At 66.3% G+C, this 16,970-nt stretch carries 13 protein-coding genes and 1 riboswitch; of the genes, 3 read left to right on the forward strand and 10 right to left on the reverse strand.

Annotation, left to right across the window (positions count from 1 at the left end; translation table 11 throughout):
- Positions 1–57: 57 nt before the first annotated feature.
- Together BUB09_RS12985 and BUB09_RS12990 are read right to left on the reverse strand one after the other, a co-directional pair.
- Positions 58–1,230, reverse strand: coding sequence for a class I SAM-dependent rRNA methyltransferase (locus BUB09_RS12985; RefSeq protein WP_072898159.1), 1,173 nt, complete (start codon positions 1,228–1,230; stop codon positions 58–60).
- A 163-nt stretch (positions 1,231–1,393) separates the two neighbouring features.
- On the reverse strand, positions 1,394–2,329 hold the full coding sequence (locus tag BUB09_RS12990) for a carbohydrate kinase family protein (protein ID WP_072898313.1): 936 nt from the start codon (positions 2,327–2,329) through the stop codon (positions 1,394–1,396).
- 292 nt (positions 2,330–2,621) lie between these two features.
- On the opposite strand from BUB09_RS12990, the gene BUB09_RS12995 reads away from it, so the two are divergent.
- Positions 2,622–2,987, forward strand: a complete 366-nt coding sequence (locus tag BUB09_RS12995) for a hypothetical protein (RefSeq protein WP_084083420.1) — start codon at positions 2,622–2,624, stop codon at positions 2,985–2,987.
- 95 nt (positions 2,988–3,082) lie between these two features.
- On the forward strand, positions 3,083–4,825 hold the full coding sequence (locus BUB09_RS13000) for a lipoprotein N-acyltransferase Lnb domain-containing protein (protein ID WP_175550200.1): 1,743 nt from the start codon (positions 3,083–3,085) through the stop codon (positions 4,823–4,825).
- A gap of 19 nt (positions 4,826–4,844) precedes the next feature.
- Here BUB09_RS13000 and zwf read toward each other — a convergent pair whose 3' ends face one another.
- From zwf to gcvT, 5 genes are all read right to left on the reverse strand, one after another.
- A complete protein-coding gene (gene zwf, locus BUB09_RS13005) occupies positions 4,845–6,302 on the reverse strand; it encodes a glucose-6-phosphate dehydrogenase (protein WP_072898161.1) in 1,458 nt (485 codons plus the stop codon).
- 56 nt (positions 6,303–6,358) lie between these two features.
- Positions 6,359–7,819, reverse strand: coding sequence for an aminomethyl-transferring glycine dehydrogenase subunit GcvPB (gcvPB, locus tag BUB09_RS13010; RefSeq protein ID WP_072898315.1), 1,461 nt, complete (start codon positions 7,817–7,819; stop codon positions 6,359–6,361).
- 10 nt (positions 7,820–7,829) lie between these two features.
- Positions 7,830–9,212 carry an aminomethyl-transferring glycine dehydrogenase subunit GcvPA gene (gene gcvPA / locus BUB09_RS13015; protein WP_072898162.1) on the reverse strand — a complete coding sequence of 461 codons (1,383 nt, stop codon included), beginning with the start codon at positions 9,210–9,212 and terminating at the stop codon, positions 7,830–7,832.
- 85 nt (positions 9,213–9,297) lie between these two features.
- Positions 9,298–9,687, reverse strand: a complete 390-nt coding sequence (gene gcvH, locus BUB09_RS13020) for a glycine cleavage system protein GcvH (RefSeq protein WP_072898163.1) — start codon at positions 9,685–9,687, stop codon at positions 9,298–9,300.
- A gap of 111 nt (positions 9,688–9,798) precedes the next feature.
- The gene (gene gcvT / locus BUB09_RS13025) at positions 9,799–10,884 is read right to left on the reverse strand and encodes a glycine cleavage system aminomethyltransferase GcvT (protein ID WP_072898164.1); all 1,086 of its coding nucleotides are present in this window, start codon (positions 10,882–10,884) and stop codon (positions 9,799–9,801) included.
- Positions 10,885–11,073: 189 nt separating this feature from the next.
- Positions 11,074–11,170, reverse strand: a riboswitch (glycine riboswitch).
- A gap of 177 nt (positions 11,171–11,347) precedes the next feature.
- On the opposite strand from gcvT, the gene BUB09_RS13030 reads away from it, so the two are divergent.
- The gene (locus BUB09_RS13030; RefSeq protein ID WP_072898165.1) at positions 11,348–13,165 is read left to right on the forward strand and encodes an acyl-CoA dehydrogenase C-terminal domain-containing protein; all 1,818 of its coding nucleotides are present in this window, start codon (positions 11,348–11,350) and stop codon (positions 13,163–13,165) included.
- Positions 13,166–13,271: 106 nt separating this feature from the next.
- Here the strand turns inward: BUB09_RS13030 and BUB09_RS13035 are convergent, their stop codons facing one another.
- From BUB09_RS13035 to pepP, 3 genes are read right to left on the reverse strand one after another with little or no spacing between them, the layout of a single operon-like run.
- A complete protein-coding gene (locus BUB09_RS13035; RefSeq protein WP_072898166.1) occupies positions 13,272–14,426 on the reverse strand; it encodes a UbiH/UbiF/VisC/COQ6 family ubiquinone biosynthesis hydroxylase in 1,155 nt (384 codons plus the stop codon).
- Complete coding sequence (gene ubiH, locus BUB09_RS13040; protein ID WP_072898167.1) at positions 14,419–15,642, reverse strand: 2-octaprenyl-6-methoxyphenyl hydroxylase; 1,224 nt, start codon at positions 15,640–15,642, stop codon at positions 14,419–14,421. Before ubiH ends, BUB09_RS13035 begins: the two co-directional genes overlap by 8 nt.
- Positions 15,639–16,961 (reverse strand): Xaa-Pro aminopeptidase, encoded by a 1,323-nt coding sequence (pepP, locus tag BUB09_RS13045; protein ID WP_072898168.1) that lies wholly within the window; start codon positions 16,959–16,961, stop codon positions 15,639–15,641. Before pepP ends, ubiH begins: the two co-directional genes overlap by 4 nt.
- Positions 16,962–16,970 lie beyond the last annotated feature (9 nt).

Raw genomic sequence — 16,970 nt, forward strand, 5'->3', positions numbered from 1 at the left:
CGGCGGTAGGCATTGTAGAAGCGCCGCGATGACCGGCGCGCTTCGGCCGAAAGCCGCTCAGCTCAGGCGGCAGACGAACGACTTCAGGTAGCGCGTTTCCGGAATCGCCGGGTGAACCGGGTGGTCGGGCGACTGGCCGCCCTGCTCCAGAATCTGCAGACGACGTCCGGCCGCACGCGACTCGCGCAGCAGGATGCGCTGCAGTTCGCTGGCGTCCATATGGAACGAGCACGAGCAGGCAATCAGGATGCCGTTGGGCGCCAGCAACTGGATCGCCTGACGATTCAGCGCCGCGTAGTGCTCGGTGCCGGCGTCGGTATCGCGCTTGCGCTTGATCAAGGCCGGCGGGTCGACGATGACCAAGTCGTAGAGCCGGCCTTCGCCGCGCAGCCGCTTGAGCACGTCGAGCGCTTCGCCCTGGTGAACGTCGAGCGCGGCCCCGTTGATCTCGGCATTGACCAGCGCCGAATCCAGCGCCAGCTTGGAGCTGTCGACGCAGGCAATGCTGGTGGCGCCGAACCGGGCCGCGCGTACCGCCCAGCCACCGACGTAGCTGAACACGTCGAGCACGCGGGCATCGCGGGCATAGGGCGCCATCCGGTCACGGTTGGCGTGCTGGTCGTAGAACCAGCCGGTCTTCTGGCCGCCACGGATCGGCGCCTTGAACGACACGCCAGACTCGATCACGTCGACCACTTCCGGCACATCGCCGATGACTTCTTCGTACATCGACAGCCCTTCCAGCTCGCGCGACGCGGTGTCGTTACGCAGCAAGATGCCGCGCGGCTTGAGCACGCGCTGCAGCGCTTCGAGCACCAGCGGCTTGAGCTGTTCCATGCCGGCCGTGGTCATCTGCACGACCAGCACGTCGTCGTAGCGGTCCACGACCAGGCCCGGCAAGCCGTCGCTGTCGCCGAACACCAGCCGGTAGTGCGGCGTCGGGTACAAGCGCTTGCGCAGGTCCAGCGCCGACACCAGGCGCCGCTGGAACCAGTTGGTATCGATCGTGGCGTCAGCCTTGCCGGTCAGCAGGCGGCCGCACAGCAGCGCAGTCGGGTTGATGTAACCCACACCCAGAATCTTGCCGCGCGTGTCAGAAAAGCGGCACAGCGTGCCGGCAGCGACGGCCTTGATCGGCGTCGCTTCGGTGTCGATTTCGTTGGAATAGATCCACAGGTGACCGGCACGCAGGCGGCGGTCTTCGTTCTTCTTCAGTTTGACGGTCAGCATGGGGCAGCCTGTGTAAAGCGCGCGGTGGAGCCGGGGTGCCGGGCACCGCGCTGCGGCTCAGACGTCTTCGCTGCGGCCATGCGGCGCGGCTACGGGCGGTCTGCGGGGGTCCGGCAGTCTAGCACGCGCCCCCGGCGCCCCTTCCCGACCGGGCTTGCGGCCCTCAGCCGAAGTCGTAGTGGAACTCGTCCTTGAAACGCTCGCGGAAGCCCTCCGGCGTGAACCGGTGGTTCTGCGGACCGAGCCGCTCGATCTTGATCGCGCCCATCAGCGAGGCGATGCGGCCGGTGGTTTCCCAGTCCATGCCCTTCGACAAGCCGTACAGCACGCCACCGCGGTAGGCGTCGCCGCAGCCGGTCGGGTCGGCCAGCGATTCGGCCTTGGCGCAGGGAATCTCGAACAGCTTGCCCTTGGCGTAGATTTCCGAGCCCTTGCCACCGCGCGTGACGATCAACGCCTCGACGCGCTCGCCGATCTGCTTCAGCGTCAGCCCGGTCCTGGCGATGATCATCTCGGCTTCGTAATCGTTGACGGCCACATAGGTCGCCTGGTCGATGAAGGCCTTGAGCTCGTCGCCGCCGAACATCGGCAGTCCCTGGCCCGGATCGAAAATGAACGGAATGCCCGCCTCGGCGAACTGGCGCGCATGCAGCAACATGCCGTCACGGCCGTCCGGCGACACGGTGCCGAGCGTAATGCCGGCCTTGGTCGGCACGTCCTGCTGGTGCGAAAAACTCATCGCGCCCGGGTGGAAGGCGGTGATCTGGTTGTCGTCCAGGTCATTGGTGATGTACGCCTGCGCGGTGTAGGCATCTTCGATCTTCATCAGCATCGACGGATCGACGCCGGTCTTGCCCATCCATGCCGCGTACATGTCGAAGTCCTTGCCAACCGTCGCCATCGGCAGCGCTTTGCCGCCGAGCAGATGCAGGTTGTAGGCGATATTGCCGGCGCAGCCGCCGAACTCGCGGCGCAACTGCGGCACCAGGAAGGACACATTCAGGATGTGCACCTTATCCGGCAGGATTTCGTTCTTGAAGTAGCCGGGGAACACCATGATGGTGTCGTAGGCCATGGAACCGCAGATCAAAACGCTCACGTGGGTCTCGCCTTGGTTGTGGGGCCGCGTTGGCGTGCTTCCGGCATCGGGCGCAAGCGTCGATGGCACGGGCAGGATCGCGCGGCTGGTCATCATATCGCCTGAACCCGTGAGGCCGTGGAAATCGAGGCGATTTCAGTCCGCGGCACGCACTGTGAACAGCTTCACACAGCGCCAACCAACCGTTCCGGAGTGATGCAAGCGGCCCGTCATACTCGGGCGGCTGAGCCTATGGCCCCGCATGGCGATCGGCCTCAGCCAATACTGATCGCATCATTACAAAGGGAAGTGAATGAAAAGCCTGAAAAAGTGGGTACCTGTCGTGCTGGCGTGCAGCGCCATCACGGGCTGTGCGACGATCCTCAATGAGGAAACCCAGCCGGTGAACATCTCCGCGAGCAACGGCAAGCCGATCGAAGGGACGATCGCCGGTACGCCGTTCACCGCCCCCGGCATCGTCAATGTGAAGCGGGCCCAGGACGGCCAGATCGCCAAGGTCAGCACACCGGGGTGCACGCCGGAAACCGCAATACCGGCGTCGGTCGACTCCAAGTTCTTCATCAACATCTTGACCGGCGGCACGTTCGGTTCGACCACCGACATGTCGACCGAGGAAATGTGGAAATACCAGGATGCCGTGACGATCAGTTGCCAGTAATGGCGTCATGCTGCACCCAAAGGAGGCGATCCAATCGCCTCCTTTTTGTTTGGATCGGCGCGCACGCTGCCGGGCTGTTCGCGGTCGCACTGCTGTTGTTCGCCCCCACCACCCATGCCCAGCAGGACATGCCCACACCGGTCGCAGGGTTGGCGACCGATGCCCGCTGGCTGGCGTTGCTGCACAGCGACGGCACCCGATCCGGCCTGACCGGGTCCGGCCTTCTGCTGATCGAGCCGTTCCAGGGTAGTCACGCCGAGCTCGTTGCCACGTGGCAACTGCTGTATGCCGACGACGATGCGTCAAACAGTGAATCGCGTTGTCGTTACCCAGCACGCTACCTGCTGATCGAGGAGGCGATCCACGGCCCGACACCGATCGACCCGTTGGCGCACTGCGCGTCGCTGATCGACTTCATCGAACGCGCGCCGATGGATCGGCTGCAACTGGCATTCGCCGGGGAAAACCTGCTGTCGGCGTCGAGCATGATGGGACACACGATGCTGGTGCTCGAAGGCCGCAATCGCGATGGTGTCGTCGCCTCGCACGCCGTCTCGTTCTTCACCGTCATCGATTCGATCAACCTGCCGCGAGTGATCTTTGAATCGCTGATCACCGGCAAGCCGGGCTACTTCACGCTGACGCCCTATGCGGAAAAGCGCGACCACTACGTCAACGTGGAGGCCCGCAACCTGTGGCGATTGACCCTCGCCGCGTCCGGCGCAGCCCGGCGCCGTCTACAGGCGCATCTGCATGAGCTGAGAACCGCCAAGCTTCGCTACGACTTCGACTCGTTCAATTGCGCCACGCTGACCGCCAACCTGCTTCGCGTGGCCTTCCCCGATACCCGCTTCGATGGTGCGATGTGGACGACACCACTGGACATCATGCAAGCGGCCGCGATGGCGGGCCTGATCGAGTCGATCGACGCGGACCTGGCGCCCGCCTGGGAATATCGGATGCTGCGCCGGCAACGGGCGGATCTCGACCGAACGGCGAAAGCGACCGCCTCGCAGCGACGGCACCTTGAACTCCAGCTCGATGCCAGCGTGGCCGACTATCAAGCATCGACCGGTCAACTCGATGCCGCGCATTGGGCAGCGCGGATGGCGGCCATCCAAGCGCAGCAGCCACCGTCAACCGAGCCGCCTATCCCTGTCGATGCGCGACTGGCGCCGTACAACGCGCCACAGGATTCGCAGTGGCGCGGCGGCGCCGGGTACGACGGCCAGCAGTCGCTGATATCGGTCGGCTTCCTGGCCGCCGGCCACCGGTTGATCGACTCCAGCTCCCACACGTTTGGCGAATACGATCTACGCATCGGCGACATCGACATCGACTGTGCACTCCGCGATAGCCACTGCCGCCTGCAACAGCTGACGATTTACTCCGTTGCCAGCCTGCTGCCCTATGACCGCGTCGTCGGCGGCTCGTCATGGAATCTCGCACTGGGCGCAGAGCCCCAAGTGGACGACGACGGTGCTTGGCGCACCGTTCCGTCGCTCAGCGGCGGCCTGGGTCACTCGCTGATGTTGTCGCGCTCGGTACAGCTGTTCGCACAGGGACGCGGCGGCGTCGGCTATCACCTCGGGCGCGCCTTCCTCTACGGCGGCCCTGTCGTCGGCGGCGTACTGAGCGTCGGCAACAGCGCGAAATTGATTGCCACTTGGCAACGAGACGCCAACCCATTGGGTCAGCACCACCACGTCGATCAGATTCGGATTCAGTCGCTGTACCGACTGAACCGGCTGACCGGCATCGTGCTGGAAGGTCGCATCCTGCCAGGCCGCGGGCACGACGCATCGCGCAGCGTGTTATCGGTCGTCCGTTACTTCTGACGCAGAGCGTCGACCGATTTCACGGCTTGCGGCCGCCGCGCCACGCGCGTTCGAACGGCAGCCGCCAGGCGTGTGGCGCGACCAGTTGGTGGATCGCCTTGGGGCCCCAGGAGCCCGGCTCGTAGAAGCGCACCGGCGGTGGGTTTTCAAGCAGCGGTGCCGACACTTGCCACAGACGCTCGATGCCTTCGGCCGTCGTGAACAGCGTGTGGTCGCCGCGCATCGCGTCGAGAATCAAGCGCTCGTAGGCTTCGAGCACTTCGCCGATCAGGCCGGTGTCGTCCATCGCGAACTGCAGGCTGAGCTTGTCCAGCCGCATGCCGGGGCCGGGCCGTTTGCCGTAGAACGATAGCGATACCTTCGACGCATCGGCCAGATCGAACGTTAGATGGTCCGGTCCTTGGGCGCCGACGCCGGAGCCGGCCGGGAACATGCTCTTGGGCGGCTCGCGAAATGCGATCGAAATGATCCGTTGGCCTTCGGCCAGCCGCTTGCCGGTGCGCAGATAAAACGGCACGCCGGCCCAGCGCCAGTTGTCGATCGAGCACTTGAGCGCGATGAAGGTTTCAGTTTCCGACGCCGGGTCGACGCCTTCTTCGTTTCGATAGCCGGCGTACTGGCCGCGAACGACATGGGCCGGCTCCAGCGGCAGCATGCTGCGGAACACCTTGTTCTTTTCTTCGCTGATCGGCTGCGGTTCGAGCGAGGTTGGCGGCTCCATCGCCATGAAGCCGAGAATCTGAAACAGGTGCGTGACGACCATGTCGCGATAGGCGCCGGTCTGTTCGTAGAACGCGGATCGCTTGCCCAAGCCCAGCGTTTCGGGCACGTCGATCTGCACGTGATCGATGAAGTTGCGGTTCCAGATCGGCTCGAACAAACCGTTGGCGAAGCGGAACGCCAGGATGTTCTGCGCCGGCTCTTTGCCGAGGAAGTGATCGATCCGGAAGATCTGCTGCTCGGTGAAGAAGTCGTGCAGCCGCGTGTTCAGCGACACCGCGCTGGCCAAGTCGGTGCCGAACGGCTTTTCCATGATGATCCGCGACTGCGCCACCAGCCCTGCATCGGCCAGCAGACGCACCGCCGGCAGTGCCGCATTCGGCGGCACGCTCAAGTAATGCAGCAGCCGGCAATCGTCGCCGAGTATCTGACGTGCACGTTCGACTGCCGCGGTCAGAGCCGGCGCGCCCGAGGCCAACGGCACATAGTCGAGACCCGCTGCAAAGCGCTGCCATTCGTCCGCGGTGGGCTTGCGCGTCGAGTGCTCGTCGAGCGCCTGCCGTGCCACGGCGCGGAAGCCATCGGCGTCGAGCGCGTCGAGCGAGACGCCGATGATGCGGCAGCCGGGGATGAACCCGGCGTTGCTCAGATGAAACAGGCCCGGCAACAGCTTGCGCGCAGCCAGGTCACCCGTAGCGCCGAACAGCACGACCAACTGCGGGTGACGCGGCCCGACGCCCGGCGGAATCTTCGACATTGCGCAGTCCTCGTCAGCGACGCTTGGTGGACCTGCGACGCAAAAGCAGCGCCAGATCAGCGCGCCGGCTGGTAGCGGATGTCGAGCTGCCTTGCGGCGCGCACGTCGTCGAGACGCCGCACCGGCATCGTGTACGGCGCGCCCTTGACGTAGGCGATGTCGCGCTTGGCCTCGGCCCAGATCGCCACCAGCGCGTCGACGAACAAGTCGAGCGTGGCCTTGTCCTCGGTTTCGGTCGGCTCGATCAGCAGGCATTCCGGCACCAGCAGCGGGAAGTACACGGTCGGCGCGTGGAAGCCGTAGTCGAGCAAGCGCTTGGCGATGTCGGTGGCCGTCAGATCGAGCTGCTGCTTCTGCCGCTTGAGCGTGACGATGAATTCGTGGCTCGCGCGGCGACCGGGGAATGCCAGGTCGAAACCCTGCGCACGCAGCCGCGCCTGCAGGTAGTTGGCGTTGAGCGTGGCGTATTCAGCAACGCGGCGCATGCCGTCGCGGCCGAGCATCCGCGCATAGACGTAGGCGCGCAGCAGCACGCCGGCGTTGCCCATGAACGTCGACAAGCGGCCGATCGACTGCGGCAAATCGGCTTCGTCGAGCCAGCGGAAGTGGTCGCCGTCCTTGCCGACGATCGGGATCGGCATGAACGGCAGCAGGCGCTGCGACACGCCGACCGCACCGGCACCCGGACCGCCACCGCCATGCGGCGTGCTGAAGGTCTTGTGCAGGTTCATGTGGATCACGTCGAAGCCCATGTCGCCGGGACGCACCTGACCGAGAATCGCGTTGAGGTTGGCGCCGTCGTAGTACAGCAGACCGCCCGCATCATGGACGATGCCGGCGATCTGCTTGATGCGGCGCTCGAACACGCCCAGCGTGCTCGGATTGGTCAGCATGATGCCGGCCGTCTGCGGACCGACCGCCGCACGCAGCGCTTCGATGTCGACATCACCTTCGGCGTCCGTCGGAATCTCGCGTGCGGTATAGCCCATCATCGTCGCGGTCGCCGGATTGGTGCCGTGCGCCGCGTCGGGCACCAGGATCTCGGTGCGGGCGCTGTCGCCGCGCGCGCGGTGGTAGGCGCGGATCATCGCCACACCAGCGAATTCGCCTTGCGCGCCGGCCATCGGCGTCAGGCTGACGCCGGCCATGCCGGTGACGTCTTTCAGAATCTCCTGCAGGTCGTACATGCAGGCCAGGAATCCCTGGCTGTGCGACATCGGCGCCAGCGGATGTCGCTGCAGAAACTCGGGCAGCATTGCCAGCGTGTTACAGGCACGCGGGTTGTACTTCATCGTGCACGAGCCCAGCGGGTAGAAGTGCGTGTCGATCGAGAAGTTGCGCTTGCTCAGCCGCGTGTAATGACGCACGGCTTGCAGCTCGGATACTTCGGGCATCGCCGGCGCCGCCTTGCGCCGCAGCGATTCGGGAATCGCGCTCAGCTGCTGTGCGGCAGCCGGGCGCTGGGCATGCGCCGCGCGGCCGGGCGAGGAGCGTTCGAAGATCAGGGGTTCGGACATGTCGGGTTCCTTAGGCGGCAGCGGCCAGCACGGTGGCCAGCGCATCGCGGTAATGGCGCAGATCGGCCGGGGTCTTGGTTTCGGTGACGCAGATCAGCAATGCGTGACCCAGCTCCGGATAATCGGCCGACAGATCAAAGCCGCCGAGCACGCCATGCGCGCTTGCCAGCGCAGCGAGTACCGGCGCCACCGGCTGCGGCAGGCGGATCACGGCCTCATGAAAGCCGGGCGACGCGAATACACGCTCGACGCCGGGAATCTCGCACAGCATCGCCGTCAGCTCGGCGGTGCCGTTGAGGCTCGCCGATGCCACGCGCGCCAGACCTTCGGCGCCGAGCAGCGACATGTGGATCGTCGCGGCAGTGACCAGCAAGCCCTGGTTGGTGCAGATGTTCGACGTGGCCTTGCTGCGACGGATGTGCTGCTCGCGCGCCTGCAGCGTCAGCGTGAAACCCGGCTTGCCATCGAGGTCAACGGTGCGGCCGACGATGCGGCCCGGCATCTGCCGGACGAAAGCCTGACGCGCGGTCAGGAAGCCGAAATACGGGCCGCCCGACGACAGCGGCGCGCCGAGCGGCTGTCCGTCGCCGCAGACGATGTCGACGCCGATGCCGCCGCCGGACGTGCCGCTGCCCCACTCGCCCGGCGGCCGCAGCACGGCCAGTGACACCGGATTGACCACGGCGATGACCATCGCGCCCTTGCTGCGCGCCAGATCGGTCAGCGTGTCGACGTCTTCAAACACGCCGAAGAAGTTCGGCTGCGGAATCACCAGGCAGGTGAAGCTGCCAGCGTCGAGCGCCGACAGCGCAGCGATGTCGGTGCGGCCGTCGGCATCGGCCGGCAGCTCGACGATCTCGATGTTCTGCGCGTCGATCAGCGCGAACAGCACCTTGCGATACAGCGGATGCAGCGTGCGCGGCACGACCACGCGGCGCTTGCCGTCGGCGTGCGCACGCTCGGCCATCAAAACCGCTTCGGCCAGCGCCGACGCGCCGTCGTACATCGACGCGTTCGACACGTCCATGCCGGTCAACGCGGTCATCATGCTCTGGTATTCGTACAGCAGCTGCAGCGTGCCCTGGCTGGCCTCGGCCTGGTACGGCGTATAGGCCGAGTAGTACTCGCCGCGCGTGGTGATTTCCCAGACCGCGGCCGGAATGTGGTGCTCGTAAGCACCGGCGCCAATGAAGCTCAGGCCGTGCCGGTCTTGATGTGCGCGCCCGTGCATCAGCCGCGCCACCTCCATCTCGGTCAGCCGTGGCGGTACATGCTTGAGCTCGCCGCAGCGCAGCTCGGGAGGAATCTCGTCAAACAGCGCATCAAAGCTGCTGGCGCCGATCGTCGACAGCATCTGCGCGACGTCGGTCTCGGTGTGAGGAATGAAGGGCATGGTCAGGTCAGGTAGTGAAGACGCAGCAGGAAGGCGGCACGCAATGCAACCGCCCCTCTCGCGCACACGAGAGGGGCGCGCGGACTCAGGCGGTTTCGAGCACCTTGGCGTAGCCGGCGGCGTCGAGCAGCGCAGCAACGTCGGCGGGGTTGGCGGGCTTGAGCTTCCACATCCAGCCGGCCTGATACGGATCGCTGTTGAGCAGCTCGGGCGTGGACGCCAGCGCCTCGTTGATCGCCGACACTTCGCCGGCCACCGGCGCATAGACGTCCGACGCAGCCTTGACCGACTCGACGACGGCGCAGGCTTCGTTGGCGGCCAGCTTGCGGCCGACCTTGGGCACTTCGACGAACACCAGGTCGCCGAGCGCGCCCTGGGCGTGGTCGGTGATGCCGATCGTCAGCGTGCCGTCGGCTTCGACGCGCACCCATTCGTGCGACGCCACGTATTTCAGCTCAGCGGGGATGTTGCTCATGCAATGTCTCTCCAGATTCGGACGTTGGGCCAACGGCCCATAAAAGGTGAAAGATTCGATGTCAGGCGGTGCGGCGCCTGCGGCGTCGAGCGGCGCTGACCAAGGCAGCCGCTACACCAAGACTTTGCCATGCCGCACGAACGGCGGCTTGACCAGGCGCGCCGCGACCCACTGGCCGCGGATCTCGACTTCGCAGGCGCCGCTGTAATCGGAGGCAACGCGCGCCATCGCGATCGACTGCTTCATCGTCGGCGCAAAGCCGCCGCTGGTGGTCTCGCCTACGGCGCCGTTGGCAAAGCGCACTGGCATGTGCGCGCGGATCACGCCGCGCCCTTCCAGCACCAGGCCGACCAGCGTCTGCGGGCTGTTGCCGCGCAAGGGCTCGATCGCCCGGCGGCCGATGAAGTCGCGGTCGTCCGGCGTCCAGGCGACGGTCCAGCCCAGGCCCGACTCCAGCGGGTGCCGCGATTCGTCCATGTCTTGGCCGTACAGATTCATGCCGGCCTCCAGCCGCAGCGTGTCGCGCGCGCCCAGGCCGCAGGGCTTGACGCCATCGGCCAGCAGGCTGCCCCACAGGGACACCAGCTCGGCATGCGGCAGGATCAGCTCGAAGCCGTCTTCGCCGGTGTAGCCGGTGCGGCCGACGAACACGTCGCCGCTCCACGCTGCCTGGAATGCGATCAGCTGCAGCGCCGCTTCGGCCAGCGCGGCCGGCAGATGCCGGGCGACGGCGGTACGCGCCTGTGGCCCTTGCACCGCGAGAATGCCCAGGTCGCTGCGGTAGCGGACCGTCACGCCGTAGGCCGCGGCCTGGGCGCTGATCCAGGCAATGTCCTTGTCGGTGGTGCCGGCGTTGACGACGAGCCGGAACGCCTCGTCGCTGATGTAGTACGCGATCAGGTCGTCGAGGATGCCGCCGTCGTCGCGCAGCATGCAGCTGTACAGCGCCTTGCCGGGCAGCTTGAGCTTGCCGACGTCGTTGGCCAGCAGATGCCGCAGGAATTCGCGGCAGCGGGCGCCTTGCAGGTCGAGCGCCGACATATGGGCGACGTCGAACATGCCGGCCGCGCTGCGGACCGCATGATGCTCGTCGAGCTGGGACTGGTACTGGATCGGCATGTCCCAGCCGGCGAAATCGACCAGGCGGGCGCCGAGGCGCAGGTGTTCGGCGTGCAGCGCGGTGTGCTTGAGCGTCATGCGGGTGAACTCGGTACCTAGGACGTTGCAGGGCACGGCGGGCGCCCCGGCTGCCCGGGACCCACTGCGTTCGCCCTGTCTGTCCACCCGAACGCGAGGTTCGGACCTGAGAGTTCCAGCGGTCGTGACGACCGCCTTGCCCCATCGGTGGACGCTGCGCCCTACGGGCAGCGTCGCTCTCCAGAGTCGGCAGACCACGCAATCCTTGGTGCCTGAGCGATTCCGGGCGGATTTGCGCCTTCGGCGCCGCCCATGACAGCTGGACGGTCTCTTTCGCGAGGTCTGTTGCCGGTGGCCAGTCTACCGGACCGGGCTGCGTCCGCAACAGCATCCGGCGATACCGGGCACCGCCTTTGTTGCATCCGTGTTGCCACTGCCGGGCAGGCGGCAAGGCCAATGGCAGCGCCGGAACGCGTGTACACACTCGCCGCCTCGTTATTGTTCTCAACCTCTGGTCAACACCATGCCCGCTTACAAAGCCCCATTGCGCGACATGCGCTTCCTGTTGAACGAAGTGTTCGACTACCCGGCGCACTACGCTTCGATCCCGAACGGCAAAGACGCCGACCCGGAAACGGTCAGCGCGATCCTCGACGAATGCGCCAAGTACTGCGAAGAAGTGCTGTCGCCGATCAACCTCTCCGGTGACGTCGAAGGCTGCAAGTTCGAAAACGGCAAAGTGACCACGCCGGCCGGTTTCAAGGACGCCTACGACCAGTTCGTCGCTGGCGGCTGGCAGGGCTTGTCGCACCCGACCGAATACGGCGGCCAGGGCATGCCGATGTCGATGGGCCTGTTCAAGACCGAAATGGTCGGCACCGCCAACTGGTCGTTCGCGATGTACCCCGGCCTGTCGCTGGGCGCGATGAACACGATCATGCAGCACGCGTCCGAAGCGCTGAAGAACACCTACATGCCGCCGCTGACCGAAGGTCGCTGGTCGGGCACGATGTGCTTGACCGAGCCGCACTGCGGCACCGACCTGGGTCAGGTTAAGACCAAGGCGGAAGACAACGGCGACGGCACTTACAGCGTGACCGGCACCAAGATCTTCATCTCCGCCGGCGAACACGACCTGGCCGAGAACATCGTCCACATCGTGCTGGCCCGTCTGCCCGGCGCACCGGCCGGAACGCGCGGCATCTCGCTGTTCATCATCCCCAAGCATCTGCCGGCGGCCGATGGCTCGGTCGGCCCGTTCAACAACGTGGTCTGCAGCTCCATCGAACACAAGATGGGCATCAAGGCCTCGGCCACCTGCGTGATCAACTTCGAAGGCGCCAAGGCCTGGCTGATCGCCGAGCCAAACAAGGGTCTGGAAGCGATGTTCACGTTCATGAACACCGCCCGCATCGGCACCGCGATCCAGGGCATCTGCCACGCCGAACTGTCGTACCAGGGCGCGCTGCGCTACGCCAAGGACCGTCGCTCGATGCGCGCCGTGTCGGGCAAGAAGGAACCCGACAAGGTGGCCGACGCGCTGATCCATCACGCTGACGTGCGCCGCATGCTGCTGACGCAGCGCGCGATCGCCGAAGGCGGCCGCGCGATGATCTATCACTGCGCGCAGTTCGCCGACCACATGGTCAACGGCATCCTCGAAAACGATCCGGCCAAGTACAAGAAGTGGGACGACAAGCTCGGCTTCTACACGCCGATCCTGAAGGGCTTCCTGACCGAACTGGGCCTGGAAGCAGCCAATCAGGGCGTGCAGGTGTTCGGCGGCCACGGCTACATCAAGGAACACGGCATGGAGCAGATCGCCCGCGATGCCCGCATCGCGACGATCTACGAAGGCACCACCGGCATCCAGGCGCTCGACCTGCTCGGCCGCAAGGTGTTGATCATGACCCGCGGCGGCGCGGTGCGTGAGTTCACCACGCTGGTCGGCAAGTTCGCGGTCGACAACATGCGCAATCCGAAGATGCGCAGCTTCGCCACCACGCTGGCCAAGTACGCGGCCGAGTGGAACCTGCTGACGATGCGCATCATGCTGATGGCGCGCAAGGACCGCGACGTGGTCAGCGCGGCTTGCAACCACTTCCTGATGTACTCGGGCTACGTGATGATGGCGTACTTCTGGGCGCTGCAGGCCTCGGTTGCCAGCGAGAAGCTGGCCAAGGGCGGCAGCGAATCCGAAGAGTTCTACAAGGCCAAGATCGCGACCGCGCGCTTCTACTTCGACCACCTGCTGCCGCGCGCCAAGGGCCACGCGACGTCGATGGTCAAGCCGAGCAAGTCGATCATGAAGATGCCGATCGAAAGCTTCGTGTTCGAATAAGCAGCGCCGGCTGTGCAAAGCCCCCGGTCGCGAAAGCGACCGGGGGCTTTTTCATGGGCGCTGGCGTGCGCCTTGGGAGCGATGCGGCGCGGCGCGCGCCGAGACGTCAGGCCAGCGCGCGCTGGATCAGCAGGCGCTTGGCCGGCGCAACGCGGTCGAGCAGCGCCAAGCCGTTGTCGAGCACGCGCGGCAACAGCGCCACCGGCGTGCGGAACGCGCGGTCGAGTGCATCGGTCAGCGCGATCATCTCGATGTTGGCGGCCTTGCGCGCGCGCTCGTAGCGACGCAGCACGCGCAGGCCACTCCAATCGCGGCGCTCATCGCGCGCTTGGGTCAGCGTCGTCAGCAGTTGCTCGACATCGCCGAGCCCCAGGTTGACGCCCTGCCCGGCCAGCGGATGGATCACGTGCGCGCTGTCGCCGATCAGCACCAGGCGCTCGCGTACGTACTGTTCGGCGTGCATCAGCCGCAGCGGGAACAGCAAACGTGGCGTCGAGGCGCTGATTGCGCCGGCTTCGAACTGGATCGCAGAGGCCAGAGCCTGATGGAAGTCATCGTCCGGCAGCGCGCACATTGCTTGCGCCTCATCGGCCGGCAGCGACCACACCACGGATCGCCGGCCGTCGGCCAGCGGCAGCAAGGCCAGCGGCCCGCCCGGCAGGAAGCGCTGCAGCGCGACACCGCGATGCGGCTCGCTGCATTCAACATGCGTGACCACGGCCTGCTGCCCGTAATCGCGGCTGTGCAGCACGATGCCGGCGCGTTCGCGCAGCGGCGACTGCGCGCCTTCGGCGGCGATCACCAGCGAGGCGTGCAGCGTCTGGCCGCCTTCGAGTTGCAGGCGGGCGGCGTCAGACCCGTATTCGGCAGCGAGCACCCGCGCCTGCGTCATCGGCACACGGGCCGGTAGTGCCGCCCACAAGGCACCGAGCAACTGCGACTGCTCAGCGATCCAGCCCAGTTGCACGCGGCCGACATCGGCAGCCGAAAAGCGCAGCGCGCGCTCAGGCGCCGATTCCCAGACCTGCATGCCGTCATAGGCGCACAGCCGAGGCACCGGCCAGACGCCGAGCCGCTGCATCAAGCTCGCCGACGACGGTGCGATTGCATACACGCGCGGATCGACCGGCTCGGGTGCCGGGGGCGGCGCGGCACCGGCTTCGAGCAAACGCACGTCGAAGCCCGCCTGACTCAAACCCAGCGCGACAGCCGCGCCGACGATGCCGCCGCCGACGATCGCGATATCGCAGCGGTCAGCCATGACGGCGTGCCAACGTCGGCGCGGCACTGCCGTAGCCGAGGTTCTGCTGCATGACCGCGTGCTTGGCCGGCGGTGTCAGGTCCAGCGCCAGCAAACCCAGATGACGCAAGCCGCGCAAGCCGGGTATCGAATTGGAAAACAGCCGCACCAGGCCATCGGTGAATCCAGCAACGCGCGCACGATCGGACGCGCGGCGCGCCTCGTAATCAGCCAAGCGCGCCGAAGCACCGCAATCGCCCGGCTCCGCGAGCACGTCGGCCAACGTGGCGACGTCACGCAAGCCGAGGTTGAAGCCCTGCGCGGCCACCGGGTGCAGCGACTGCGCGGCGTTGCCGAGAAACAGCACGCGCGGTGACGCCAGGCGTTCGCTGAGCACGCGCTCCAGCGGCCAGGCATTGCGACGCCCAAGCGCAGTAAAGCGGCCAAGCCGCTCGCCGAATGCGTCGTGTGCCGCGGCCAGAAACGCCGCGTCGTCCAGCGCCAGGTAATGCGCCGCATCGGCGGCGCCGACGGTCCACACCAGCGAGCAGGCGTGGCCATCGGCATCATCCGGCTTGGGCAGGATCGCCAGCGGACCGGACGGCAGGAAGCGCTCGTAGGCGACACCCGCTGCCGAGCGCTGTGTGCGCACGGCAGTGACGATCGCCGTCTGCTGGTAGTCGCGCGACGCACTGCCGATGCCGAGCAGATCGCGCACCGTCGATCGCGCGCCATCGGCCGCGATCACCAGCTGCGCACGCAAGGTCCGCTCGCCCGCATCGGTGTCGATGCCCAGATGCACCGAGTCGCCGGCCGGCTGCAGCGAACGCAGCCGCGCGGGGCGCAGCAGTTGCGCCGTGGTCTGCATCGCAGCGTCGGTGAACTGCTCACCGAGCACGCGGATCGGCACGTTGTAGCCCAGAGCCGGCAAGCCCGCCTGTTCAGCGGTAAAGCGCGCCACGCCAAAGCGACCGCGCTCGGAAATGTGCGTCGAGGTGATCGGCACCACGAACGGCGCGATCCGGTCCCACAAACCGAGATTGGCGACGATCTGCTGCGAAGCCGCGTTAAGCGCGATGCAGCGTTCGTCCCAGTGAGCGGCAGCGGCCGGCGGGGGTGCGGATTCGACCTGCAACACGCGCAGATTTAGCGGTGCCAGCGCCACCGCGAGACTGGCGCCGACCAAGCCGCCACCGACGATGGCGACATCGACGACGTCGGCATCGACCGCGCTCATGCGGCGGCGATCAGCGATTCGATAGCGGCCACGTCCTTGGGCACGCCGCCGGTCAACACTTCGGGGCCGGCAGCGGTGACCAGCACATCGTCCTCGATGCGGATACCGATGCCCCAATACGATTCGTCGACGCCGGGCGTGCCGGGCGCGATGTACAGGCCGGGCTCGACCGTCATCACCATGCCGGCCTCGAACTTGCGGTACTTGCCGCCGAGCTTGTAACGGCCGACATCGTGCACGTCCATGCCCAGCCAGTGGCCGGTGCCGTGCATGTAGAACTGGCGGTATTGCTGCTGCTCGATCAGCGCATCGACCTTGCCCTTGAGCAGGCCCAGATCGACCAGGCCTTGGGTCAGGATGCGCACCGCGGTTTCATGCGGTTTGCCGACCGACGCGCCGACCTTGAGCGTCTTGATCGCCGCCTTGTTGGCGGCGAGCACGACTTCGTAGACCGCCTTCTGCGCGCCATTGAAGCGGCCGTTGACCGGGAACGTGCGCGTGATGTCGGCCGTGTAACCCTGCAGCTCGCCACCGGCGTCGATCAGCAGCAGATCGCCGTCGCGCAGCGGCTGGTTGTTCTCGGTGTAATGCAGGATGCAGGCGTTGTCGCCGCCGCCGACGATGCTGCCGTAGCCGGGCTGCATGTTCTCGCGCTCGAACTCGCACTGAATCTCGGCCATCACCTGCCATTCGTTGACGCCGGGTCGCGCCATCTGCATTGCCTTGCAGTGCGCACGCGCCGACACGGCAGCGGCTTTCTTCAACAGCGCGATTTCGGCGCGGCTCTTGATCAGCCGCATCTCGTGCAGCGTGGTTTCCAGCGCCACGAATGTGGTCGGTGCCGCGGCACCGCGCCGCGATACCTCGCGCAGATAACGGACGATGCCGGTGATCTTCGGGTCCAGCTCGGGAAACTCGCCCAGCGTGTAATGCACGGCCTCGCGGCCCATCAGCAGCTTGGGCAGCTCGGTGTCGAGCTGGTCGAGGTTGAACGCCTGATCGGCGCCGTACTGAGCCACCGCACCTTCGGGCCCGGCGCGGCGGCCGTGCCAGATTTCGCTGTCCTTGTCGCGCGGCCGCACAAACAGCACAAACTCGCCGCCCTTGCGACCCGGCACCAGCACTGCGATCGCCTCGGGCTCGGGGAAGCCGGTCAGGTACTGGAAGTCGCTGTTCTGCCGGAAGCGGTAGTGCGTGTCGCGGGCGCGCACCACTTCGTGCGACGCGGGAATGATCGCCACCGCATCGCCGCCGATGCGACGCATCAGTTCCTTGCGGCGACGGCTGTGTTCGCGGGCGTCTTGCGTGCTCAGGGTCATGTCGTCGCG

Origin of the sequence: Hydrocarboniphaga daqingensis, from assembly GCF_900129825.1 — a bacterium.
Taxonomy (GTDB): domain Bacteria; phylum Pseudomonadota; class Gammaproteobacteria; order Nevskiales; family Nevskiaceae; genus Hydrocarboniphaga; species Hydrocarboniphaga daqingensis.

Bases quoted from the DNA above. Each gene is read 5' to 3' on its own strand.
- BUB09_RS12985 (WP_072898159.1), bottom strand. From the start codon at position 1,230: ATGCTGACCGTCAAACTGAAGAAGAACGAAGACCGCCGCCTGCGTGCC.
- BUB09_RS12995 (WP_084083420.1), top strand. From the start codon at position 2,622: ATGAAAAGCCTGAAAAAGTGGGTACCTGTCGTGCTGGCGTGCAGCGCC.
- zwf (WP_072898161.1), bottom strand. From the start codon at position 6,302: ATGTCGAAGATTCCGCCGGGCGTCGGGCCGCGTCACCCGCAGTTGGTC.
- gcvPB (WP_072898315.1), bottom strand. From the start codon at position 7,819: ATGTCCGAACCCCTGATCTTCGAACGCTCCTCGCCCGGCCGCGCGGCG.
- gcvPA (WP_072898162.1), bottom strand. From the start codon at position 9,212: ATGCCCTTCATTCCTCACACCGAGACCGACGTCGCGCAGATGCTGTCG.
- gcvH (WP_072898163.1), bottom strand. From the start codon at position 9,687: ATGAGCAACATCCCCGCTGAGCTGAAATACGTGGCGTCGCACGAATGG.
- gcvT (WP_072898164.1), bottom strand. From the start codon at position 10,884: ATGACGCTCAAGCACACCGCGCTGCACGCCGAACACCTGCGCCTCGGC.
- BUB09_RS13030 (WP_072898165.1), top strand. From the start codon at position 11,348: ATGCCCGCTTACAAAGCCCCATTGCGCGACATGCGCTTCCTGTTGAAC.
- BUB09_RS13035 (WP_072898166.1), bottom strand. From the start codon at position 14,426: ATGGCTGACCGCTGCGATATCGCGATCGTCGGCGGCGGCATCGTCGGC.
- ubiH (WP_072898167.1), bottom strand. From the start codon at position 15,642: ATGAGCGCGGTCGATGCCGACGTCGTCGATGTCGCCATCGTCGGTGGC.
- pepP (WP_072898168.1), bottom strand. From the start codon at position 16,961: ATGACCCTGAGCACGCAAGACGCCCGCGAACACAGCCGTCGCCGCAAG.